Annotated in this window: 20 protein-coding genes and 1 tRNA gene; 12 read left to right on the top strand and 9 right to left on the bottom strand. The window is 36.7% G+C overall.

Annotation, left to right across the window (positions count from 1 at the left end):
* The first annotated feature begins 1 nt into the window (after position 1).
* Positions 2-670: a bifunctional 4-hydroxy-2-oxoglutarate aldolase/2-dehydro-3-deoxy-phosphogluconate aldolase gene (locus G5B37_RS00490; RefSeq protein WP_164678094.1), complete on the top strand. Its 669-nt coding sequence runs from the start codon at positions 2-4 to the stop codon at positions 668-670.
* Between the two features lie 525 nt (positions 671-1,195).
* On the opposite strand, the gene G5B37_RS00495 is transcribed toward G5B37_RS00490, so the two are convergent.
* Positions 1,196-1,270, bottom strand: a tRNA-Pro gene (locus tag G5B37_RS00495).
* 205 nt (positions 1,271-1,475) lie between these two features.
* Here G5B37_RS00495 and G5B37_RS00500 point away from each other — a divergent pair.
* The 7 genes from G5B37_RS00500 (at position 1,476) to G5B37_RS00530 (ending at position 14,422) form a co-directional block, all read left to right on the top strand.
* Positions 1,476-5,156 carry an HYR domain-containing protein gene (locus tag G5B37_RS00500; RefSeq protein ID WP_164678095.1) on the top strand — a complete coding sequence of 1,227 codons (3,681 nt, stop codon included), beginning with the start codon at positions 1,476-1,478 and terminating at the stop codon, positions 5,154-5,156.
* Between the two features lie 264 nt (positions 5,157-5,420).
* Positions 5,421-5,936 carry a DUF6265 family protein gene (locus tag G5B37_RS00505; RefSeq protein ID WP_164678096.1) on the top strand — a complete coding sequence of 172 codons (516 nt, stop codon included), beginning with the start codon at positions 5,421-5,423 and terminating at the stop codon, positions 5,934-5,936.
* An 86-nt stretch (positions 5,937-6,022) separates the two neighbouring features.
* The gene (locus G5B37_RS00510) at positions 6,023-6,472 is read left to right on the top strand and encodes a methyltransferase family protein (protein WP_164678097.1); all 450 of its coding nucleotides are present in this window, start codon (positions 6,023-6,025) and stop codon (positions 6,470-6,472) included.
* 102 nt (positions 6,473-6,574) lie between these two features.
* The gene (trxB, locus tag G5B37_RS00515; protein WP_164678098.1) at positions 6,575-7,543 is read left to right on the top strand and encodes a thioredoxin-disulfide reductase; all 969 of its coding nucleotides are present in this window, start codon (positions 6,575-6,577) and stop codon (positions 7,541-7,543) included.
* A gap of 136 nt (positions 7,544-7,679) precedes the next feature.
* On the top strand, positions 7,680-9,236 hold the full coding sequence (locus G5B37_RS00520; protein ID WP_164678099.1) for a helix-turn-helix domain-containing protein: 1,557 nt from the start codon (positions 7,680-7,682) through the stop codon (positions 9,234-9,236).
* A gap of 31 nt (positions 9,237-9,267) precedes the next feature.
* Entirely contained in the window at positions 9,268-10,410 is a 1,143-nt protein-coding gene (locus G5B37_RS00525; RefSeq protein WP_164678100.1) for a tetratricopeptide repeat protein, read from the top strand.
* Between the two features lie 157 nt (positions 10,411-10,567).
* Positions 10,568-14,422, top strand: coding sequence for a T9SS type A sorting domain-containing protein (locus G5B37_RS00530; RefSeq protein ID WP_164678101.1), 3,855 nt, complete (start codon positions 10,568-10,570; stop codon positions 14,420-14,422).
* Positions 14,423-14,486: 64 nt separating this feature from the next.
* On the opposite strand, the gene G5B37_RS00535 is transcribed toward G5B37_RS00530, so the two are convergent.
* The 7 genes from G5B37_RS00535 to G5B37_RS00565 all read right to left on the bottom strand — a co-directional run bounded on the left by G5B37_RS00535 (position 14,487) and on the right by G5B37_RS00565 (position 19,251).
* Entirely contained in the window at positions 14,487-14,972 is a 486-nt protein-coding gene (locus G5B37_RS00535) for a nuclear transport factor 2 family protein (protein WP_164678102.1), read from the bottom strand.
* Positions 14,973-15,059: 87 nt separating this feature from the next.
* The gene (locus tag G5B37_RS00540) at positions 15,060-15,572 is read right to left on the bottom strand and encodes a hypothetical protein (RefSeq protein ID WP_164678103.1); all 513 of its coding nucleotides are present in this window, start codon (positions 15,570-15,572) and stop codon (positions 15,060-15,062) included.
* Between the two features lie 85 nt (positions 15,573-15,657).
* A complete protein-coding gene (locus G5B37_RS00545; protein WP_164678104.1) occupies positions 15,658-16,386 on the bottom strand; it encodes a head GIN domain-containing protein in 729 nt (242 codons plus the stop codon).
* 21 nt (positions 16,387-16,407) lie between these two features.
* Positions 16,408-18,171 (bottom strand): PspC domain-containing protein, encoded by a 1,764-nt coding sequence (locus tag G5B37_RS00550; protein WP_164678105.1) that lies wholly within the window; start codon positions 18,169-18,171, stop codon positions 16,408-16,410.
* Positions 18,171-18,506: a PadR family transcriptional regulator gene (locus G5B37_RS00555; RefSeq protein ID WP_164678106.1), complete on the bottom strand. Its 336-nt coding sequence runs from the start codon at positions 18,504-18,506 to the stop codon at positions 18,171-18,173. The genes G5B37_RS00550 and G5B37_RS00555 overlap by 1 nt, the downstream gene beginning before the upstream one ends.
* Positions 18,507-18,581: 75 nt before the next feature.
* The gene (locus G5B37_RS00560; protein ID WP_164678107.1) at positions 18,582-18,764 is read right to left on the bottom strand and encodes a hypothetical protein; all 183 of its coding nucleotides are present in this window, start codon (positions 18,762-18,764) and stop codon (positions 18,582-18,584) included.
* Positions 18,748-19,251, bottom strand: coding sequence for a DUF4870 domain-containing protein (locus G5B37_RS00565; protein WP_164678108.1), 504 nt, complete (start codon positions 19,249-19,251; stop codon positions 18,748-18,750). The genes G5B37_RS00560 and G5B37_RS00565 overlap by 17 nt, the downstream gene beginning before the upstream one ends.
* A 292-nt stretch (positions 19,252-19,543) precedes the next feature.
* Here G5B37_RS00565 and G5B37_RS00570 point away from each other — a divergent pair, with 292 nt between their 5' ends.
* The 4 genes from G5B37_RS00570 to G5B37_RS15130 all read left to right on the top strand — a co-directional run bounded on the left by G5B37_RS00570 (position 19,544) and on the right by G5B37_RS15130 (position 22,551).
* Positions 19,544-20,845, top strand: coding sequence for a T9SS type A sorting domain-containing protein (locus G5B37_RS00570; protein ID WP_164678109.1), 1,302 nt, complete (start codon positions 19,544-19,546; stop codon positions 20,843-20,845).
* Between the two features lie 5 nt (positions 20,846-20,850).
* Positions 20,851-21,306 carry a DUF4442 domain-containing protein gene (locus G5B37_RS00575; RefSeq protein WP_164678110.1) on the top strand — a complete coding sequence of 152 codons (456 nt, stop codon included), beginning with the start codon at positions 20,851-20,853 and terminating at the stop codon, positions 21,304-21,306.
* 118 nt (positions 21,307-21,424) lie between these two features.
* Complete coding sequence (locus G5B37_RS00580; RefSeq protein WP_164678111.1) at positions 21,425-22,225, top strand: TIGR00266 family protein; 801 nt, start codon at positions 21,425-21,427, stop codon at positions 22,223-22,225.
* Between the two features lie 128 nt (positions 22,226-22,353).
* Positions 22,354-22,551: a hypothetical protein gene (locus tag G5B37_RS15130; RefSeq protein WP_164678112.1), complete on the top strand. Its 198-nt coding sequence runs from the start codon at positions 22,354-22,356 to the stop codon at positions 22,549-22,551.
* A 46-nt stretch (positions 22,552-22,597) separates the two neighbouring features.
* Here G5B37_RS15130 and G5B37_RS00590 read toward each other — a convergent pair whose 3' ends face one another.
* Positions 22,598-23,536, bottom strand: a complete 939-nt coding sequence (locus G5B37_RS00590) for a hydrogen peroxide-inducible genes activator (protein ID WP_164678113.1) — start codon at positions 23,534-23,536, stop codon at positions 22,598-22,600.
* Between the last annotated feature and the right edge of the window lie 113 nt (positions 23,537-23,649).

A 23,649-nucleotide genomic window follows, 5' to 3' on the forward strand; every position in this document is an offset into this window, starting at 1 on the left:
AATGGCACAATATTCGAGAATCGAAGTAGCAACTACAATGGCTAAAACCGGGATAGTTCCTCTGTTTTACGAAAGTGATTTAGACACATGCAAACAAATACTTGAAGCATTATACAAAGGTGGAGCAAGAGTTTTTGAATTTACAGCCAGAGGCGATTTTGCAGAAGAAGTATTTGGTGGATTGAATAAGTATGCAATAGCCAATCTACCCGGAATGATTTTGGGCGTTGGTTCTGTAACCGATGCTGGCTCTGCTTCTAGGTATATGGCATTAGGTGCTAATTTTATTGTCACGCCAGTATTTAGAGAAGATATCGCTGTAGTCTGCAATCGTAGAAAGGTACTTTGGTCTCCAGGATGCGGTACTTTAACCGAAATTGCGAAGGCTGAAGAATTGGGTTGTGAAATTGTAAAGTTGTTTCCAGGAAGTATCTATGGTCCCGATTTTGTTAAGGCAATCAAGGGACCTTGTCAATGGACAAGTATTATGCCTACAGGCGGGGTATCTCCAACTAAAGAGAACTTAACCAAATGGTTTAATGCGGGTGTGACCTGCGTTGGTATGGGGTCTAAGTTAATTTCTAAAAAGGAAGATGGAACCTACGATTTGCCTCGTATTCAAGAACTGACGAAACTTTCATTAGATATAATTTCAGAACTGAAAAAATAACCCGATACCAAGTTTTTATTCTTCATTTGGGTTTTTTAAGTGTTATACCTACCTCATCAGGATTTTCAGAATCCTATAAAACCCTCGTGGTAAATCAAAAATGAACGCTTGTCGCGTTTTTGTTTGTGAGTTATAGTTTTTTAGTGCGAAACTTGCCTTACCAGGTTTTTCAGAATCCTATAAAACCCTCATGGTAAATCAAAAATGAACGCTTGTCGCGTTTTTGTTATTGAGTTATAGCTTTTTAGTGCGAAACTTGCCTTACCAGGATTTTCAGAATCCTATAAAACCCTCATGGTAAATCAAAAATGAACGCTTATCGCGTTTTTGTTATTGAGTTATAGCTTTTTAGTGCGAAACTTGCCTTATCAGGATTTTCAGAATCCTATAAAACCCTCATGGTAAATCAAAAATGAACGCTTATCGCGTTCTCATTTTTTAGCTTCATTCACTTACAAAAGTTGCACTTTTGATATTCATGAAACTAAAAAATGAACCAGTAAAACTGATTCATTTTTGGTTAAGTCGGGATGACAGGATTTGAACCTGCGACCACACGGCCCCCAGCCGTGTACGCTAACCGGACTGCGCCACATCCCGTAGTTTGCTTGCAAAAATAGTTAATTTTTAAGGTGTGGCATGTTGAAATAAAAATTTTTCCATGTCGTAAGTTGTGCCTTGTATATTTATGAATAATACGTAGATATACGTATTTCATGGTATAAATTTATTAATTACATTGCAGAAACTTCAACTATAAGAAGTTAACAACCAACAGTATAACTAACTAACCAAAGAACCAATTATGAAAAAAATTATCATTGCATTGCTATGCTTGGCGATGCCATTTATGGTATTTGCCCAAAATGCTAGTTACGACATGTTCGATTATGTAAATAGTCGAAAAGGAAAAGCAACCACATTTGCATCCTTTCAATTATTTAATCAAAACTCTGCTAATAGAAGTACTGCTTATGCAAATGCAGTTGAAGATGGTGTTGTTTTAGATTTTAATGCCTCAACCATACAGGCGATTTATGAAGACAATCCGAGAACGATGAATATCTCAGTTCCATTAAAAAGTGATGGAAGTACAGTTCAGCTAGAACTTGTACAAAAAGATATTTTTTCTGACGATTTTAGAGTCAGAACCAGTGACGGTCGAGATATTACCAATGAAATAGATAGAGGTAAGCATTTCCGGGGAATAATTGCTGGTGATGCTAACTCATTAGTGTCTATCAGTATTTTTAGAAATGAAATTATCGGTTTTGTTGCTAATAATGAAGGCAATTTTGTCATTGGAAAAATTAAGGGACAAACTAGCCAGCATATTATTTATAACGATCGTAATTTAATGATTACGAACGAATTTAATTGTACCACCGAAGATGATGGAGTAGGATATACCATGGAAGAACTGACACCACAAGCTGCTAACAGAGATGCTGGTGACTGTGTAAATATTTATATTGAAGCCGGGCAATCGGTTTATAATGCTTTTGGAGGGAACCTAACCAACACCATGAACTTTTTAAATGGTGTATTTGCACAAAGTTATGTACTGTATGCTAACGATGGAATGGCTTTACAAACTTCAGACATGCTCATCTGGACAACCCCAGACCCTTACAGTGGGCCATCGGCAGCAAACTATAGAGCACAGTTTCAATCGAATACGGGGCCAGGCGCTTTTAATGGAGATTTAGGTCATTTAGTAGAAGTAGATAATGTAGGAGGACAAGCTGCTGGATTTAGTGGTTTGTGTAATGCAAATACAGACGAAAGTTTATGCTTTAGCGGGTTCTCTAGTACCAATTACAATAATGTCCCAACTTATTCTTTTAATGTAACCATTATCACTCATGAAATGGGGCATTTAATGGGATCCAGACATACACATGCATGTGTTTGGAACGGAAACAGTACCGCTATCGATGGCTGTGCTGGTTTTACAGAAGGTACGTGTGCTATACCCCCTTCGGCCAATCCAGGAACGATTATGAGCTATTGCACTCCAAATATTAGTTTTACGGAAGGGTTTCACCCTCAGCCCACTGCGGTAATGCAAAATAATGTGAATGCTATTGGAAATTGCTTAACAACGTGTGCTGCACCAGCAACAAACGATTTTTGTGCCGATGCCGCTACCATAAATTATGGCGATACATTCTCAGGTTCCACTACTATGGCTACATTTGATAATGTTGGATTTTGTGGAACTTCCAATACCGCTCCAGGGGTTTGGTACACATTTGTAGGAAATGGAAATTTTACAAGATTAACAACCTGTAATCAAGCAAATTATGATACAAAAATTTCAGTATTTACAGGCAGTTGTGGAGCGCTGGTTTGTGAAACAGGGGTTGATGATGCAGCAGGTTGTGCAGGTTTTACTACAGAATTGGATTTTTGTACCACAAATGGGACCACGTATTTAGTGTTAATTCATGGTTTTTCAAATGCTATTGGCGATTTCGACCTGAGTCTAGTTGATCTTGGGAATACCGCTCCTGTAATCACGTGTCCGGCAGACATTACCATGAACAACGATCCGGGAGATTGTGGTGCAATTGTTAATTTTTCAGCAACAGCAACCGATGATTGCGGGTCTACTATTACGTATTCTCAGGATTCAGGAACTGTTTTCCCAGTGGGAACTACTGTAGTAACCGCTACAGCAACCGATGGAGCTGGATTAACAGATTCATGTACTTTTAATGTAACGATAAATGATACAGAAAGCCCAACAGCAGTGTGTCAGGATATCACAATCCAGCTAGATGCTAACGGCGATGCAAGTATCGTAGCTGCCGATGTAGACGGAGGTTCTACCGATGCCTGCGGAATAGCGTCTATTGCAGTCGATATAGATACCTTCGATTGTTCTAATGTTGGACCAAACAATGTAACACTAACGGTAACCGATGTAAACGGAAATACAAGCTCTTGTGTAGCTGTAGTAACCGTAGAAGACAACATAGCACCAATGATTTTCTGTCCAGCAGATATAGTTGCTCCTACTAACAATGGTGAATGTGGCGCTACCGTTACCTTCCCACTTCCTGTAGGAACCGATAACTGTGGTATCGACTTTGTTGTTCAACAAGCAGGTATTGCTAGTGGTGAAATATTCCCGATAGGGGTTACCACGAACCAGTTTATCGTAGTAGATGTTAACGGAAACACAGCTACGTGTAGCTTTACGGTAACAGTAACAGACGATGATCCACCAATGGCGGTTTGTCAAGATATTACAGTGATGCTAGATGCTACAGGAAATGCTACCATTGTAGCCGCCGATGTAGATGGAGGTTCTACCGATAACTGTGCAATTACAAGCTTGAGTATCGATATAGACAGCTTTACCTGTGCAGACCTTGGTGACAATATTGTAACCCTTACCGCTACAGATGCAGGAGGATTAAGCAGCAGCTGTACAGCCATAGTAACTGTAGAGAATGGTGTTATGCCAAATGCAGTCTGCCAAGACGCTAGCGTGCAGTTAGATGCACTAGGAATGGTTAGTATTATAGATGCATCCATCTTCGATGGAGGGTCTACAGACGCTTGTGGGGGCACGAACCTTACTTTTAGTGTGTCTCCAGACACATTTACTTGTGCAGACGTAGGAGACAACACGGTAACCATAACAGTTACAGACGATGGTGGTAATACTTCAACATGTACAGCAACGCTAACAGTAGAAGATGTAATGGCTCCAACAGTTAGTTGTATGGATCTTACCGTATCACTCGATGCAAATGGAGAGGCGAGTATAGACTCAGCAGACCTTGTGGTGATGAGCGACGATATCTGTGGTATTGCTCAAACCTCTGCAGACATAACAGATTTTAACTGTGATGATGTTGGAACACCAGTTGTGGTAACGGTAACAGTAGAAGACCCTTCAGGGAACACTGCCACATGTACCGCAACAGTAACAGTTCTTGATGAAATAGCTCCAGAATTAGATTGTCCTGTAGACTTTACAGTACAAACTATAGAAGGAACTCAGTATGAAGTAGAAAACTTTATCACATCAGGAGCGGTAACTGCTACAGATAATTGTACAGACCCTGTCAATGTTGTAAGTCAATCACCAGCAGTTGGTGACTTGTTAGACCCAGGTGTGTATCCGGTGACTATTACCGTATCTGATGCTTCAGGTAATGAGGCAGACTGTACTTTCAATCTTACTGTAGAAGCCGTACTAGGAATAGGTGATAATAGCTTTGATATTTCAAGCGTAAGCATGTATCCAAACCCTGCTACAGACTTCGTTATGTTGAGCAATCCGCAACATATTCCGTTACAAGACGTGCGTATTTACGATGTAACAGGACGTTTGATAAAGACGATAGATGCAAGAGAGACGCTTTCAGAAATGAGTATAGATATTTCAGAATTAGCAAGTGCCACCTATTTGTTCTTAGTGAATACAGAAAACGGAGAACAACTAACGCATCAGATTGTAAAAGAGTAATTTCATAATTAATTTTAGATAGTTAGAGAAGCCTTCTTCGAGAAATCGGAGGAGGTTTTTCTATTTTATGCATGACGATATATACTATATATTGTCTTGCTTTGCATGAAAAAAATGGAAGATTATTGTACGCTAAAGTTTAATTGAGCAATGATGCTGTAGTATTTCAAAACAATTATGGGCATCAAATGTAATGAGCAATTTTCAAACTAAATTTTTTTAAACCAATGTTACGTAGTAAGTTAGCACTTTAAAGTTGTTTTCATGAAATATTTTAAATTAGCTTTTTGTTTACTATGCGTGCTGGTTTTTGGTTGCAAAAATGATCATACAGCTGATACGCCCGAACTTCAAGAAGAAACAACCACAACATTTAGTAGTTTAAACAGCTTAGATTGGCTAATAGGCGAGTGGGTAAACGAGACGGAAGAAGAATTCTCCAAAGAATCTTGGAAACGTTTGAACGATAGTACCCTAACCGGTTTTAGTTATACTAAAGTTGCACAAGATACTGTGTTTGCTGAAACGTTAAAGCTTCAACAAATAGAACAAAAAGTCAACTTAGAAGTAGTAGCATTTGGACAAAATAATGACGCTCCTGTTAATTTCACGCTAGTTTCTGGTAACCGTGGTACATATACTTTTGAAAATCTGGCCCACGATTTTCCACAACGTATTATTTACACACAACCAACGCCTGACGTTATTCATGCATGGATTGAGGGCGAAGTAGATGGTGTCTTAAAGAAAATTGATTTTCACTTTAATAGAAAAAAATAATTGTTTAGTTCTATTTCAGTAATCATTATGGACCGCCAAATGTCCCATCAGTTAACTATTTTTGTGTAAAATCATAAAAGTTCGATTTGAAAAAAGACTGCCTTTATATTTTTATTCAATTTTCATTGTTTGCCATTTATTTTATAGATTGGGGATGGCTTTCATTATCGCTACCACAATGGATAATTTATCCTTCACTTGCAGGAACGTTTTTGGGTGTGGTCACCGTTATTTTGGGCATAATTAACTTGAATGAGAACATATCACCGTTTCCAAGTCCGAAAAATAATTCAGTATTAATTTCAACTGGGATTTATAAATATATTAGACACCCAATCTATTCTGGTATTTTGGTGGGCCTAATGGGGTATGCATTCTATTCATTTTCATTGTTTAAGTTACTTGTAGTTTTATTATTAGGTCTAGTTTTCTATTTCAAATCATCTTTTGAAGAGAAACTTCTAGTAAAGCGATATGAAGCGTACTCAGAATACAAGAAAAGAACTGGAAGGTTTTTTCCGAAACTACAATTATAAGCTTCCTTAATAAGTCGATTACATTTCTTAATAACTTTACCTGCTAGGTTTACATCAATCTTACTATTTTTACATTCTGAAATTTTCAAAGAAACACACACTATGAGTGATACAATAGAAAGAATTAAATGTTTAATTATTGGTTCAGGCCCAGCGGGTTACACAGCGGCTATTTATGCGGCTAGAGCCGATTTAAAACCTGTTATGTACACGGGGATGGAGCCTGGTGGACAATTAACTACTACTACCGAAGTAGATAACTTCCCCGGCTATCCAGAAGGTATCGACGGACCAACAATGATGGTGCAACTGCAACAACAAGCAGAGCGCTTTGGTACTCAAGTACGTATTGGTATGGTAACGGCGGTAGAATTTAGCAAAGAAGTTGGTGGTATTCATAAGGTTACCGTAGACAACTCAACTCAATTAGAAGCCGAAGCTGTTATTATTTCTACAGGAGCCACAGCTAAGTATTTAGGATTACCAAGCGAACAAAAGTTGCGCGGTGGTGGTGTTTCTGCCTGTGCAGTCTGTGATGGTTTTTTCTATAAAGGACAAGATGTAGCGATTGTAGGTGCAGGGGATACTGCAGCAGAAGAAGCAACATATTTAGCCAATATTTGTAATAAAGTTACAATGTTGGTGCGTAAAGATTATATGAAAGCCTCTAAAGCAATGCAACATCGTGTAACAGCTACAAAAAACATTGAAGTTCGTTATAATACGGAAGTAGATGAAGTACTAGGAGACATGGTAGTTGAAGGCCTTAGAATGCGAAATAACCAAACTGGCGAAAAAGAAGACATCGCAATTACTGGTCTTTTTATTGCTATCGGGCATAAGCCAAATACTGATATCTTTAAAGGTCAGTTAGATATGGACGATACTGGTTACCTAATTACCAAAGGAAAATCTACAAAGACCAATATGCCTGGGGTTTTTGCTAGTGGCGACGTTCAAGATAAAGAATATCGTCAGGCGGTAACTGCAGCTGGTACAGGTTGTATGGCTGCACTAGATGCAGAAAGGTATTTAGCAACTGTAGAAAGCGAAGAAGAAGTAGAGGCATAAATACACCAAAAGAAGATCAAGAAAAGCGTCTAGATAAATAAGCTCTAGATGCTTTTTTTTGTTTAAAGCGAAGTCATAGCTGTTTCATTTCGATTCTCAGCGCTAAAAATTTATCTTTGCTTAGAATCATTCCAAAATGAAACGCATATTCTTATCCCTAATTTGTTTGATTCTAGTGTCAATACATGGACATGGTCAAATTAGTAAAGATGACCTGTCGTTTTTTAATACTAGTTTAAACGCTTTGGTTCATGAACCTAAGCAAACCAATAAAGTTGCCAATTATTTCCTTAAGTCGGCAGAGTCAAAGACAGAAAAAGCTGGAGCCCTGTATTTGTTGTTTGCCTACGAAAAATTAATGGGTAATAACATAAAGAGTATTGAATATCTTTTTGGCGCAAAAAACAATATTGAAAACGAAGAACACCAGTATCTCAAAGCTCTTACACTTATATCCATTGCAGAAACTTGTCGTAGATACGGTATGGAATCTATGGCTTCTGAATACTTAGAGAAAGCAGCAGCCAATGTAACATACATTCATGAAGAAACGAACAAAGAAATAGCGACCGCAAGATTACTACAGGAGCAAGCCATGGGTAGCTTGTTCAGTACTAATTCTGAAAAAGCACTTCAGCAAATTATTGAGAGTACGACATCATTAGAAAAAGTACGTCCTCTTTTTCCGGCATTATATGCAAGTGGAATGAACGCAATTGCACAAATACATGACACTGCCAATAGGCCAAAAGAGGCGAAATCTTATTTTACCCGTACGTACAGTTTTCTAGAGAATAATAATTTAAAAGTTTCTTCTACTGCCGCTACTACGCTTGTAGGTTTGGGATCAATTTATTTGAAAGAAGCCGACTATATACAGTCAAGAGACTTTTTTTTAGAAGCCTTAAAAATTGATGTGATAGAAGCTGAAGTAAAGACCATTGCCTTGAGTGGACTTTCAGATGTGTATAAAGCGACAGATAGCTTAGAGGCTTATAATACCTATTACAGTCGAAGTTCTAGTATGTCTAACAATCTATTGGCAGATGAAAGAAATGCTAGAAATACACTACTGTCTTTTATTGAAGAAGATCAAAAACAATCTATTCTCGACGATGAATACAATTACTTCGTTTTGGGAGGAGTTATTTTGGGTATATTATTAGTTCTTCTATTGGGGTATTATTTTTATAACAAAAGACTGGATAGCGAATATCGAAAATTTGAAAAGATTATAAAACAACTTGAGAATAAGGAAAAGATTAAAGCACCAGAACATGTCCCTGAAGTACCGCTTCAAGAACCTAAAGGTGTCGTTATCCCGTTATCTACAGAACGTTCTATCTTAGAGCGTCTTAAAAATTTTGAAAACGGTAAAGACTTTACAAGTGCAGACATGTCACTACCGGTATTGGCAAAACAGCTAAAAACAAATACAAAATACATTTCAGAAATTATTCATAATCATAAAGGCAAAAATTTCAATACGTATATTAATGAGCTTCGTATAAACTACATTATTTCTTTAATGAAAGAAGACCCGCGATTTCTTAATTATAAAGTAAGCTATCTAGCAGAAGTAAGTGGGTTTACCTCACATAGTTCATTTACCGTGGTTTTTAAATCTATTGCAGGTATTACTCCAAAACAATTTGTTACTTTCCTAAGAAAAAGCAATAAAGAGGCATCGTAATCTTTTTAGTATCTTTCATAAAAATGAAGCTTTGAATTTAATCAAGTATATAAGCATAATTTGTCTGGTTGTAATAAGTTGTTCCCAAACAATATCTGGACAACATGAACAACGAATTGACAGCCTTAAAAAAGAGGTAGCTGTGCTCGTGTATAGCAATCCAGAATTGGCCATCGAAAAATCCTTAGAGCTTTATAAACTGTCTACTGAAAATCCCTCAGGACAGGTAAATGCACTTTTAACCGTTGCCAATGGATATGCAGTACTCAAAGAACATGACCAAGTGTTTAATTATGCATTGAAAGCAGATTCTATTGCAGCAATAAATAAGATTTATACAGATCAAATTAGGGTACTCGGGTTTATAGGAGGACAGTACAGGCGTCTCCAGCTAAGCGGAAAGGCGCTACAATATTTAGACCAAGCATATAATCTATCGCTTAAACACCCGTTGCCAGATTCGTTAGGATTTATTCAAGGAAATATCTTAGTGGTGAAGGGACTTATACAAAAAGATGATTTGGGCTGCGCATATGCATTACCATTTTTGAAAGATGCAGTAAACATTTTTAAGGAAAGCACAGAAAAAAAATTAGTGAATGCTAACTTAGCAATTACGCTTAATAACTTAGGAGACTGTAATATTGAAATCGAGAACTATTCTGAAGCAAAAGCAAATTATAATGAAGCAATTCACTTTGCGAAGCCCATTAATGCAATAAAAAGTATAGCGGCTTCTAGAGTAGGGTTAGCAAAATTACTGACATTAAACGGTAATCATCAAGAGGCTATAGCGATTTTAAGTGACGCCCTAAAATTAATTGAAGATGTAAATGATACAGGAACTAATATTCAAATATGGAAAGCGCTTTCTGAAAATTATCTGCTATTAGGCAACGAAGAAAGACATACATATTACACACAACTTTATATTGAAGAAGAAAATAAATTGCTTGAGGAAGAAAAGAAATCTTTGAATAAGGTTACCGATAAATTGTCTTCTGAAAATCAAGAAAAGAGACAAAATCAAAAAAATAAATACACCTATCTATTTTTGTTTTCTGGAGCAGTCTTGTTGTTAATAGTGCTACTAATCTATCTGAATATTGCTAAGAAAAGGCGCAAAATTGCCAAAAGCAAAGAGAAAATTAATAAATCTTCAAATAATCGTTAGTATAGCGTTAAATATTTGTTTTACAGTATATTAAGCCTAATTCTTTTCTTTTGAATTTCGTGAAAATTCTCGAAATTCAAAAATATAGACCTTTTATTAAAGAGAATCGTGTGGTAGGTTTACACCTCAAACGATTATCAATTTAATTTATTCAACAATGAAAACTTTATTACAATTAGTGCTTTTCAGCTTCGTAATTTTTGGACAAGTTTTACATGCCCAATGTGAAATCGAAGAAGATTTCGACACCTATGTAAACAACGATATACCCGTAGATTGGACCGTAATTAATACTACTGGGTCAACCAACAATGTATATGCAAAGGTGCAAACTAGTAATCAAGCTCCAACACCACCAAGATTTCTAAGAATGTACAACGGTGCTGAAACAACAGGAGATTTAATATTTGTGGCACCTCAGCTAGCTACAGTTTCTGATGGAAATCACCGAGTAAAATTTTGGTTGCAAGGAACCTCAACCTCAATGCTTGAGTTAGGTACAATGAATGCAACCGATGGCTCCGGAACCTTCACCTTAATCTCAACTTTCAATCTTTCAAACAATTGGACATATTATGAGGTTATTATTCCTTCTGGAACCAATGAATATCTTGCCTTTAAACATAATTTAGGTGACCCATTTGATCAAATTAATTTTGATAGCATTTGTATTCAAGAAATCCCTACCTGTCTTGAAGTATCTAACATCGGTCTTTCAAATCAGACTACTACTACTGTAGACCTAAGCTGGGACGAAAGTGGTACTGGTGAAGATAATTGGGAATATATAGTTCAAGAAATTGGATCAACTAGTCCTACTCCTACAACATCAGGTACAGCTCACAATTCAACTAGTTCAACCCCATCTGTTACTGTTTCAGGACTTACAATGAATACCGAATATGAAGCCTATGTTAGAGCTAACTGTGGAGGTGGAGATTTTGGCGAATGGATTTTTACAGGCAATACTTTAAGAACAGACTGTGGCTTAGTTACTGAAAATTTTTGTGAAGATTGGGCCGGATTACCAGAAGATATGGTGCCGTTTTGCTGGTCTGCGTACGATGATCCAGGTACTAGTGGCTATGTATATATAGATTATGAATTCTCATATGCTAAAAACATGTTGGAGTTGTTCTTTACAAGCACAACAGTGGTTGGCGATATTGTAGCAATTTCTCCAGATGTAAGCTTTGCAATGGATGGTACACACCGATTAAATTTTACAGCTGGAGGTTCTACAAACGTTCCAGATTTACTTGAGGTAGGAACTATAGACACGGGAGGTAATTTCGTTTTAATAACTTCTATTACTCCAACTGCAGATAGAAACACACAATATTTAGTAGAGCTGCCAGATACTGACCATGCAAAATTTGCATTTAGACATAATGGAGCCATCAACAAATATATTTGGATAAACACGATATGTGTAGAGTCTACGCCTTCATGTCTTGAAGTAACCAATGTAGCAGCTTCCAATGTACAGTATAATGCTGCAGATATTAATTGGACTGTAAGCGGTTCTAACGAAACTACGTGGGAATATCTGGTTCAAGAAACTACACTTCCTGCTCCAGATGCAACAACAAATGGTACAGAAATTATGGCCACTTCTGTAAATGTACCGTTGGCTCAAAATACTGCATATGTTGCCTATGTTCGCGCCAAGTGTGATGCAACAGACTTTGGGGCATGGATAGCATCGGCTGAGTTTACAACTTCTTGCGATAGTGTTGTGGCAGAATACAGCGATAGCTTTGAGGGATTAAATGTAAGCGGACAAGAGGTAAAACCATGCTGGTCTTTTCTAGATACTACTTCAGGAGATTTTAGAACCTACGATTCTCAGAACAATATTACACCAGCAGATGGTAACTTAATGTTGCGAATGTTCTTTAGTTCTAGTTCAGATCCAGAAGGCTTGATTCTTAGCACTCCTGAAACCTCAGATATTAGCACCGACAAGCAGATTAGATTTAAAATGAACAAAAGTACTTCTACCACAGAAGGATTTAGTGTGATAGTTGGTACAATGTCAGATCCTTTAGACGCTACAACATTTGTAATTTTAGATGATACTTCAGTCAATGAAACTAGTGTTGATGCAGAAACTTGGACAGAATTTACGATAGATTTTGCAAATTACGATACTTCGTTAAACCATTCTTATATTGCTTTTAAACCACAACACTCTGGTAATGGAAGTAACTTCAAGAATATTTATATGGATGATTACATTTATGAATTCAATCCAGTGGTTGGTTTTAATGATGAAGCTATAACTGCAGCTGTATTAACGGCTTCAAGCGATTATTCATGTAACAATGCAATCTCAGGTGACTTTTTAGGAGCCACTCAATCTGACGAATACCCATGTACGAGCCCTGTTTACGAAGATTTTAGCGATTTGTGGTTTAGGTTTACTCCTGACGCAACAGGCGAGTATGCTTTTTCTTTGGAAAACGTAACAGGTGAAGAGATGAATATGTTTCTTTTTGAAGGATCTTCAGTAAATCCAATTTCTATAGTTGGTGGTTGTAGTACACGTTATGTTACCGAACACCTTGAAGAAGGCGTAACTTATTTTGTGTCTATAGCAAGTGAAATTCTTACGGCCCAATTTGAGTTATGTGTGTATCCTCTACCTCCGGTTCCTGTAAATGACGAAACCACTGGAGCACTTGTAATAAATGAATCAACAGATAATAGCTGTAATAATGCAGTGAGTGGGTACACAGCTTCGGCTACACATTCTATTGAATCTGAATGTTCTTCAGAATCTTTAGATGTTTGGTATACGTTTACACCTACAAACACCGCTAACTATACATTTAGACGTGATATAATTCAAGGTGGTGGGGTAACATTTGTTTCTGTATATGAAGGTACTCCAGGTAATTTAACACAGCTTACAGAGCTTTGTACTTCATACTTACAAACTGTAGATCTTATAGCAGGTGAAACCTATTACGTTGCTGTTTCAAGCTCGCTAACCTCAATTCCTGTGTATTTCAACTTATGTGCGTATCAATCGCCACCAGCTCCAGGAAATGACGAGTGTGTAGATGGATATGATTTAACAGTTGGTGTAGATTTTGAAAGTAGTTATATAATTGGCGATAACACATCTGCTACAAGAAACACGGCAGATCCGTTAGTTATTTGCGACGGACTGGAATTTGAATTAAAAGGAAAAGACGTTTGGTATAGTGTGATTGTACCTAACTCTGGTCGTTTGGTGTTAGAAACAAAATCAAATGACGACCCATATCTAACCGATCCAGGTATGATGGCATATGCGGGTACGTGTGGAGCACTAGAAACTATATATTGTAGTAGTGATCAGGGTGATGGTTTCTTTACTTATATGGAATTGGAAAACTTACAGCCAGGTAGCGAAGTATTAGTGAGAGTATGGGGTAGAGTAGGAACATTTGGCTCGTATAAAATTGCGGCCTATGACGATGGTCCGATATGTGAGTTTCCTGCAAATGTTCAGGTAGACGATATTACTGAAACTACAGCACTATTAACATTCGATGCACCGACTCCTGTTCCAACTGGCGGTTATGAATATATAGTACAACTTGAAGGAACTGGGTATCCTGGTGATGCAACTGGTATAACGACCACTTCAACAGAAGTACTACTAAGCGACTTAACTCCAGATACTAATTACGAAGTATATGTGAAATCTATTTGTAGTGACAATGGAAGTGCATGGGAGGGACCAGCGCTATTTACAACCGAAATGGTACTTGGTACAAACAACTTTACCGAAGATGCATTTAGTGTTTATCCTAATCCAGTTAAAGATAGATTAACGATTTCTAACGCTACGACAATAGAGCTTGTAACAATTTATGATTATACTGGCAAAAGAGTAAAACAAGTGCAGCTTAACAATACGGAAGGCCAAATAGACATGTCTACATTGGCATCTGGGTTGTATATGCTAGAAGTAAAAACTGCGCTGAATAAAAAAGTCGTGAAGGTTATTGTTGAATAATTAGTTCGCTAATTATTTAGTTTGAAGAACCACCTCGAAAGAGGTGGTTTTTTTATGCTTATATTTAATGTGCAGCTCGATGATCGAAACTAAAAGTGCGTTTCAGCTTCCATTCGTTATTTTGTAATTCCCAATAGGAGGTAAATTTAGCGTAACCAGTTTTCTTGTTTTCTTGTCCGTCGGCTTGTCTATAAAATTCGTGTTCTCCTCGTTGTATTGCTCCGTAAAGTTCGTTGTTAGCTGATAGTGGAAATACTTCCATAGAACCTTTAATTAGCTTACGTGTTAAGTTAGTTTTAGGATTTCCGCAGATATTCTTCTTCATTGCTGCTATAAATTCTGCTTTGTTCTGAATACCGCCAATATCATGATAGAATTCGAAATCGTCTGTTAAAAGGGCTTCTGTAGGGGAGAGGTTACATTGGTTAAAGCCTACTTCAAAAACAACACTGTCTAGTTGTTTCATCTGTAAAAACAGTTCTGAATCTTCTTCTACCTGTGCCATTAGCATAACTGAGAAGAAAAGAGTAATAAGTGTAAGATATTTCATAAAAATGTTGGTATAAAAATCCGTCCTAATTCTTTTACAAACCAAGACGGATCTGGCCGATTAGCCGATAGCATTGTTAGTAGTTGATTAATTGTTCCTTGGTTTTAACTTATAGTAGACCCATCGCGGAACGTGATAGGTGATATAAAAAATGCCAATGAGAATAAGTCCGAAAAATGTAGGCAATGTTGCTCCAACTGCATATGTTAACCCTAATACGAAGCCAAGTAGGTACTCAAACTTGTATATAGGTATTATAAAAGAGACGAGGAATAACCCTAACATTAATGCATTGGTTGCTTGTTCTAAACCACTTAAGAAAAGTATGCCTAAGGCTATACCCGCTGCACATGCCACAAGACATCTCTTAAGCGCTTTTTTCAGAACTTGGCTAGATATCGCGGTTGCATCCTGCGTAGATGTTCTTTTTGAAACAAAAAACAAGGTGCACCAAGAAAGAATTGCTATTACTAGTAAATTCCAATAATTTGAAATACCAGGCAAGTCGTCGCTCTGCAACATATAGTGAGTTTTTACTCCACCATTAAAATACTCCCAAACTAATACCAATCCAGATAAACAAACGATGATTGCAGTCATAAATAATCGGTTGGACAAGGTCAACTTTATCGAATTCATCTGAGTTGGTATTACAATTTAAATGGGTTCAATCTCGAGTTAAAAATTACATTTTATGAACGCTTCCAGACTTACTGCTATTATTGTTCACTGCGCTAGGGTTCCCGTAATAGCTTACGTCACCACCACTAGAGGCATCTACTTCTAGTCGCTCTTTAACGTGTATAGTAATATCTGCTCCACTAGAAACTTCGGCTTTGCAATTTAGAACGAGTAGGTCTTTAGCTTTAATATCGCTACCACTAGACGCATCTGCCGTTAAATCTGAAGCTTTCCCAGACACTTTAATGTCTGCACCACTACTACAGTCTAAATAAAGGTTTTTTGCCAATACTTCAACTTCTAAGTCAGATCCGCTACTGGCATCAAGTGTTAAATTTTCGGCTTCTAAAATTCCATTTACAATTACATCAGCTCCGCTTGAAGATGCTACTTCATCAAGGCTAACATAGGTTACAAATACTTTTTTAGATTTAGATTTTCCAATGTTGTGGTTATCTGCAGTTGTAATATGCAATTTACCATTGGTTATTTCTGTTTCTATAATTTCTTGAAGATTTTCATCTGCTTCCACACGAATACTCGCCGTGTTTCCTTTGGTTAGAAAAACATCGAGTCCTGCACTTCCTTTCACTTTTGTGAATTCTTCAGAGACGTTTCTATCTTCAATTGTCACATTTCCGTTTCCGTGGGTCTGCCCAAGGCTTATATCGAAATTACATGACGTTAAGGTTACGGTTGCTAGGGTAAGCAAAATTATTTTAAGTGTTTTCATGGTTTTAAGTTTAATTGGTTTTTAATTGTCTGTATCTTTTACAATGGTCGTTGGTATATTGTTAATCAAAGTATCAATTACAATAAGCGTATCGTTTGCTTCATCTTCTAGTACATCATCGTCAAAATCTTTTAATACTTGCTCTTTCCACGTTTTATTTTCTGAGTTCCACGTGCCTTTATTAGCATCGTCATCTTCATTTATCGGACAGTCTATACATTCTAACTTATTTTTCAGTACTAATAAATAATGTTCTTCTTTACCATTGTGTAGTATGTCTCCATAGCGAGAATCATTTCTATGAAAAGAATAGGTATTCTCTTCAGCAAAAAGTATCGTGCCTTCAGGTAAGTGCAATGTAATATCAATCTCTTGATCTCTGTATTTATGCTCTAAGGCTGTTAAGAAATAACTGTCTAAATAAAGTGTTCCGTTCTCAAATGTGTAGTTATATTCTATAGCTTCTGCTCGTTTTCTTGCATTGAGAAAACTGTTTCCTTCAGCATTTTTGTCGATTGTAAGTTTTGCTACAGAATCTGTAGTAGATTTTACTATTAGCCTGATGTCATTGCTATATATTACCTTGTTGTCATTCTCGTCATATTTTATCTCTACACCATTGTCTTTGTACGCATAAGCATCATACAAAGTGTTGGTTCTCATAGATACTCTAACGGTGTCTCCTGTACGCACAGGTAAAGATTCTTCAGTAATCACTTCTCCGTTGTAGGCATTTTCAGTGGCCTGTCTCACACCCATAATTCCTAATCCTATAAGGGAGGCTATCCAAAGTACCAGTAAGATAATCTTGGCTTTTGTACCAATAGATTTAAGGTTACTCACTAACAACTTTAGTCCGAGAATAAATACTACAAAGAATGGAATCCCTACCGCTAAGAATGTAAGTAGTGATACCAGCCATATCGGACTGTTTGTTGTGTCTATTAGGTTAATATAATCTAATATTTCGCCTGTACCCCAAAGATCTATTGTGCCTAAGGTAAATAAGCTGATAATAAGACTAACTAATACTGAAAGTCCGATTAAGATTAAGATAATTCCAAAGAATTTGACAAATATTTTAAGGATAGTAAGAAGAATATTCCCGAGGGTTTCAACAAATGATACTGCACCATTGCCTACTTTTTCCCCGAATTTGTCATAGTCTGCCGATTTTACCCTATCAGCGACAGTCTCATATCCTTCCTTGAACTTTTTTTCAATATTCGATATGGTTACGGCTTGGCCGCCCATTTTTAGCTTTTCTGACGTAGTAATTGCCGCAGGCACTAAAATCCAGAATAAGATATAGAATATAATAAACGTACCACTACTTAGTATGGTAAGTAAAATCCAAAGTAGGCGTACCCATATTGCGTCTAGCCCAATGTAGTGTGCCAATCCTGAAGAAACTCCAGATATAAATTTGTTATCGACATCTCTAAATAGTTGCTTGTGGGCTGCACTAGACCTATCTCTTCGAGATGTATATGTTGGTGGGGTGTCTTCAAACATTTCTTCGTCTACTCGATAGTCTTCGGGCTGTCCCATCACAGCAATTACTTCATCTAACTCTTTGAGAGTAATGACTTGTGATTTGTTTTCAGTTTTTTCTGAAAATAGTTCTGCAATACGCGCTTCAATGTCGCGTATAATTTCGTCTTTTCCTTGCGGATCACTCAACGATTTCTTTATGGCATCGAGGTAGCGCGAAAGTTTACCAAAAGCGTCTTCGTCTATATGAAAAAACGTGCCGGCTAAATTTATGTTTACTGTCTTGTTCATTATTTCGAGGTTGTGCTAGTTACTTTATTTACGGCCCGTTGCAATTCGCTCCAGGTAGTAGTCAATTCGTTTAAAAACAGGCTCCCTGTTTCTGTAAGTTCATAATACTTGCGTGGTGGTCCGCTGGTCGATTCTTCCCAACGATAGGCAAGAAGTCCTGCGTTTTTTAACCGCGTTAATAGCGGATAAATAGTGCCCTCTACCACGAGCATCTTAGCGTCTTTCAGGGTCTCCAGTATATCACTGGTGTATGCCTCACCACCTTGTAAAATAGATAGGATGCAATACTCTAAGACCCCTTTGCGCATTTGCGCTTTTGTGTTTTCGATCTTCATTTGCTTAGTTTACATTTATGTTCGTTTTTTGATCTGCTAAAGTAAATTTGTTTCATTTTTTAATTGAAACTATCACTATAGACGGGTTGATGTTATGCTATAGGTGTTGCAGTTTTCTTCGGAAATTTTAACGCATTCTAAACTGCAATGTTCAATGGCTGCTTTCTCCTGAAGTTGAACTAGTTGTTGTCTTTCTTGGACTTCTAGACCTAATAAATTAAGTACAACTCCCATTACAAGGCTAATTAGTGTGTTCATGTTGCTGAGATTTTATAGGTTGGTGCTGTTTTACAAAAGGAATGGTGAACGGATACTTATAGAGCTCTCCCCGTGAAGCTTTTATTGTTGCTGTGATTACTGCGTACAGCTCAAAAACAAACAAGCCGAGTAGAAATATTGCTACCACTGCAAATAGTATCATATACCCTGTAAAGTTTTTTACATTTTGTAGTGATACATCCTGATAATGACTATCCATTATTTCTATAAGTGATACAAAGTCTGTAGCGAAAATGATAAAAAACGGCAGACACAGCACTCCTGTAATAATTGTATAAACCAAAATACTCAACTGGAAATTGAGGGCTTGCCTGCCGTGTTCATTAACAAAAGATCTATCTTTATTGACCGTCCATAATATGAGTGGAAAAATGAAATTTCCTAACGGTATAAAGTATTTTGAGAATGTTGAGAGGTGGGTTACCGCAGCAACATTTTTGTCATTATTTGAAGGGTTAGATTCCATAGACCATTAATTTCTTATACAAATATATGTCTATTAGATGGTATTATGTTACGCATAGTACCTAAAATTAACATAATATTAACATTTATGTGTGTTTATTGAAAGGCATTTGAATTTTTGATTTTCCTGTAATCACAGGATATAATAGGTGTTGTGTCACTAAATGTTGAATTTATATGCCTTTCGAAAAAGGAAAGATCAATTTTATCTTTGTGTTGGTTTTCATCTGCGGATTCTTAAAAGAATCCTTATCTTGTAAGTAATTACTATACTAAAATGATAAGTCTACGTCATGAAAATCCGAATGGCTCCCTTTTTTCTGCTCGCATGTTTTTATACCCACGCTCAGAGCATTTCCATACCCGATGCTAATTTTAAAAGTACACTTGTAAATGATACCGTAGCCGATTTCGATGGAGATGGAAATTTGGATGGAGATGTTGATACCAATAATGATGGTGAAATCCAATATTCCGAAGCATTGGCTGTTCATACATTGCGAATTGATGGGAGACAGATATCTTCATTAGACGGAATTGAAGCCTTTGAAAATTTGGCGATAATAAGTGCATCGTCAAACGAAATTTCGGAAATAGACGTATTTAATAACCAACAATTAATTCAATTAAATGTTCACAGTAATAATCTATCAAGTATTGATGTGTCAAATAATGTATTGTTGGAAGGACTATATTTAATCTCAAATAACATTTCTAACATTAACGTCTCTCAGAATATCAACTTGAAAGAATTGGATGTCCGCCTTAATTATCTAACTAGTATCAATGTAAGTACGTTAACCGCCTTAGAAAAGTTGTACGTATCAAGTAATGGTATATCAAGTCTCGATTTGTCTAACAATAGTAAATTGAGAGTATTAGATGCTCACACGAATCAAATTTCATTTATAGACATTACACAATGTGCCGATTTAATTTCTGTTGAATTATCGCAGAATAATTTAACTGAAATCGATGTTAGTAATAACCCTAACCTACTTAATATACTCGTTCCAGATAATAATTTAACCAGTCTAGATACTTCAAATAACCCTGTAGTTAGTTATATATATTGTTTCAACAATAGTATAAGTTCGCTAGACTTATCTACTAATACTGTATTAAGAGCTGTTCATGCTTACAATAATTCACTTGTCTCTGTAAATTTTGCCAATGGAGACAATTCAAATATTAACTACTTCTATGTACAAGATAACCCTGAGTTGGTATGCATTCAGGTTGACAATGAAAGCTATTCAAATAATCAAACATGCTATTATCCGGGTGGAGGATGGTGTAAAGACGAGACTGCTACGTACAACGATGACTGTGAATTTGAAACTGAAACTGAAATTGAATCAGAAGATGTGGTGGTAAATGAGACTTTATTGAGCCCTAATCCTGCGGGCGATAGCATTACCGTGTATGCAGAATATGCAATTGATAGAATACGTGTTTATAATCTACATGGAAATTTGGTAGAAAAATTTGAAATTTCTAATACATTAAATATATCCGGACTAACTGCTGGAATATATTATGTAGAGGTTGTTAGTGGTGGGCAAAGAAGTATGGCTAAGTTTGTGAAAAATTAAAATCAATGGTATTAACTCCAAAAAAAATAAACACTTTCACCATGTTTAAACTTCCATCTGCATATTTTACAGGTGTGCGAGTGAAAGAAATCTCTTCATTTTCATGTACAACTTCAGTGAAACTAAAGTGGATTAACCAAAATCCTTTTAATTCGATGTTCTGGGCTGTACAAGGGATGGCTGCAGAGTTAAGTACGGGTGCATTGGTAATGGCATATATAAAGGAGAACAATGCCAATGTTTCTATGCTAGTTGCCAATAATAAGGCATCTTTCAGCAAAAAAGCGAAGGGTCGCATCACTTTTGTGTGTAATGATGGTGCAGCTATAAAAGAGGCAATAGAAAAAACAGTTGCAAACGGTGACGGACAAACATGCTGGATGAAGGCAGTAGGGACTGATGCTGCTGGGGATGAGGTTTCTGTATTTGAATTTGAATGGACAGTAAGAGTGAAAAAGTGAATTAGTTTACTAAGTAATTGACTATTTAGGGGTCTCATAAAACACTTTTTTAATAGCAAAGTGTAACAATCCTAGAATCTTCTCAACTCATAAACACCGAAACTTTTAAACGAAGAAAATGAACGCACATGAAATAGATTACACCATTTTTGGTGAAGAAATGCAATACGTTGAAATTGAATTAGACCCCAATGAAGGCGTTGTTGCCGAAGCTGGAAGTTTTATGATGATGGATGACGGTATTTCTATGGAAACCATCTTCGGAGATGGATCGCAGAAAGACAAGGGTTTTATGGGGAAAATTTTCGGAGCTGGGAAGCGTTTGCTCACAGGAGAAAGTTTATTCATGACAGCCTTCTATAATACCCAATCTGGCAAAAAGCACGTGAGCTTTGCTTCGCCTTATCCTGGTAAAATAATTGCAATAGATCTAACCAAGTTTGGAGAAAAGTTTATCTGCCAAAAAGATGCATTTCTTTGTGCAGCAAAAGGCGTAAGTATTGGAATTGAGTTTTCAAGAAAGTTAGGCCGAGGTTTATTTGGAGGTGAAGGCTTTATTATGCAAAAATTAGAAGGTGATGGTATGGCCTTTGTACATGCTGGCGGAACGACGGCAATAAAGGAATTAGCCCCAGGCGAAAAACTAAAGATTGACACAGGCTGTCTAATTGGATTTGATCACACAGTGAATTATGATGTTGAGTTTGTTGGTGGAATTAAAAATACTCTATTTGGTGGTGAAGGACTGTTCTTTGCAACATTAACTGGTCCAGGAACCGTATTTGTGCAATCGTTACCATTTAGCAGGTTAGCCAAGCGAGTATGGGCGGCAGCACCCAGAGGTGGAGGTAAAGACAAGGGAGAAGGAAGCATTTTAGGAGGGTTAGGAGACCTCTTAGACGGAGATAATCGATTTTAATCGATAGATAGTTATTAACAGAGGCACTAATTCTCAAAGTTTTTAGTTATCTTAGAGACTGAATTAATCATAAAAACATAAGGCGTATAGACAAAAATTACTTAATCTAATTAATATCAATTTTTACTATGGCTAGAGCAATGTATGATTACACAAAAGCTGTGTTAAAAAAAGTGAGTTTTGATGTAAACTTATTCTGTAAAGAGCTAAAAAAAGCCATGGATCGATTACTTCCTTACGAAATCGAGGAACTAAAGGTCTGGGTAGATGCTCTTGTTAAGCAGAATCCTCAACTTAATCAATGTCTTATACTTTTAAATCCCTAAAACAAATCCCGCAATTGCGGGATTTGTTATGTTAATAATCTTGAAGTTATTGTTTTTTCGGACTAATAATTTCTACGTCTTGAAAGGCAATAGCACCCCTAACTACCCCCGATATGGTGTCATAAAGAGCATTTATAATTTGCAATCGCAATTCACTAGTACTATAAATTAAACTTACCTCTCTAGAAGGCAATGGTTTTGAAAAATGCTTTAAGTTCTTTTTTTGCACTTCGGAAATGTCTAGGGTATGTAAATAGGGGAGTAGTGTCATACCTAACCCTTCATTGCTTAATTTAATTAAGGTTTCAAAGCTACCACTTTGTAGTTGAAATGATTGGTCCCCATTCAATTTAGAAGATTTACATAAGTTCACCACACCATCTCTAAAGCAATGCCCGTCTTCTAATAATAAAATATCTTCAATTTCTAAATCTGAAGTTTTAATTTCATTTTTACTAGTTAATCTATGGTTTTGCGGTATGTAGCCAACAAAGGGTTCATAATACAAAACCCTCTCTTTTATTTTTTCCTGATATAACGGTGTTGCTGCGATAGCTGCATCTAAATGTCCGTCGTTAATTTTTGTTATAATTTCGTCTGTAGTCAACTCTTCTATCATAAGTTGAACCCTTGGATGTCGCTTTGTAAAGGTTTTTAGAAACATGGGCAATAGGGTTGGCATAATAGTAGGAATTATTCCTAGTTTAAATTCACCGCCCACAAAACCCTTTTGTTGATCTACTACATCTTGCATTCTATCTGCTTCGTTTACAATGCTACGCGCCTGACTCACAATCTTTCTACCGATTTCAGTAAGTTCTATCGGTTTCTTGCTTCTATCAAAAATTAGAATGTCTAATTCGTCTTCTAACTTCTGAATTTGCATACTTAAGGTAGGCTGGGTTACAAAAGTCTTTTCGGCTGCTTTGGTAAAATTTTGCTGCTCTGCAACTGCAAGTACGTATTTTAATTGTGTTATCGTCATCTCTAAGTGTCTTTACCTTTCCGTAGGATGTAAAAATACAAAATGCCATTGATAAAATCTATGACATTTGCAATTAATTTAGTTTTTAACTATTAAAAAAGGTCAAACCCAAA

The organism is Rasiella rasia (genome assembly GCF_011044175.1).
Lineage (GTDB): Bacteria > Bacteroidota > Bacteroidia > Flavobacteriales > Flavobacteriaceae > Marinirhabdus > Marinirhabdus rasia.

Coding starts and splice junctions, on each gene's coding strand:
- G5B37_RS00550 (WP_164678105.1), bottom strand. CDS start 18,171: ATGAACAAGACAGTAAACATAAATTTAGCCGGCACGTTTTTTCATATA.
- G5B37_RS00580 (WP_164678111.1), top strand. CDS start 21,425: ATGAACGCACATGAAATAGATTACACCATTTTTGGTGAAGAAATGCAA.
- G5B37_RS00590 (WP_164678113.1), bottom strand. CDS start 23,536: ATGACGATAACACAATTAAAATACGTACTTGCAGTTGCAGAGCAGCAA.
- G5B37_RS00570 (WP_164678109.1), top strand. CDS start 19,544: ATGAAAATCCGAATGGCTCCCTTTTTTCTGCTCGCATGTTTTTATACC.
- G5B37_RS00560 (WP_164678107.1), bottom strand. CDS start 18,764: ATGAACACACTAATTAGCCTTGTAATGGGAGTTGTACTTAATTTATTA.
- G5B37_RS00535 (WP_164678102.1), bottom strand. CDS start 14,972: ATGAAATATCTTACACTTATTACTCTTTTCTTCTCAGTTATGCTAATG.
- G5B37_RS15130 (WP_164678112.1), top strand. CDS start 22,354: ATGGCTAGAGCAATGTATGATTACACAAAAGCTGTGTTAAAAAAAGTG.
- G5B37_RS00575 (WP_164678110.1), top strand. CDS start 20,851: ATGGTATTAACTCCAAAAAAAATAAACACTTTCACCATGTTTAAACTT.
- G5B37_RS00500 (WP_164678095.1), top strand. CDS start 1,476: ATGAAAAAAATTATCATTGCATTGCTATGCTTGGCGATGCCATTTATG.
- G5B37_RS00565 (WP_164678108.1), bottom strand. CDS start 19,251: ATGGAATCTAACCCTTCAAATAATGACAAAAATGTTGCTGCGGTAACC.
- G5B37_RS00505 (WP_164678096.1), top strand. CDS start 5,421: ATGAAATATTTTAAATTAGCTTTTTGTTTACTATGCGTGCTGGTTTTT.
- G5B37_RS00520 (WP_164678099.1), top strand. CDS start 7,680: ATGAAACGCATATTCTTATCCCTAATTTGTTTGATTCTAGTGTCAATA.
- G5B37_RS00555 (WP_164678106.1), bottom strand. CDS start 18,506: ATGAAGATCGAAAACACAAAAGCGCAAATGCGCAAAGGGGTCTTAGAG.
- G5B37_RS00545 (WP_164678104.1), bottom strand. CDS start 16,386: ATGAAAACACTTAAAATAATTTTGCTTACCCTAGCAACCGTAACCTTA.
- G5B37_RS00530 (WP_164678101.1), top strand. CDS start 10,568: ATGAAAACTTTATTACAATTAGTGCTTTTCAGCTTCGTAATTTTTGGA.
- trxB (WP_164678098.1), top strand. CDS start 6,575: ATGAGTGATACAATAGAAAGAATTAAATGTTTAATTATTGGTTCAGGC.
- G5B37_RS00540 (WP_164678103.1), bottom strand. CDS start 15,572: ATGACTGCAATCATCGTTTGTTTATCTGGATTGGTATTAGTTTGGGAG.
- G5B37_RS00490 (WP_164678094.1), top strand. CDS start 2: ATGGCACAATATTCGAGAATCGAAGTAGCAACTACAATGGCTAAAACC.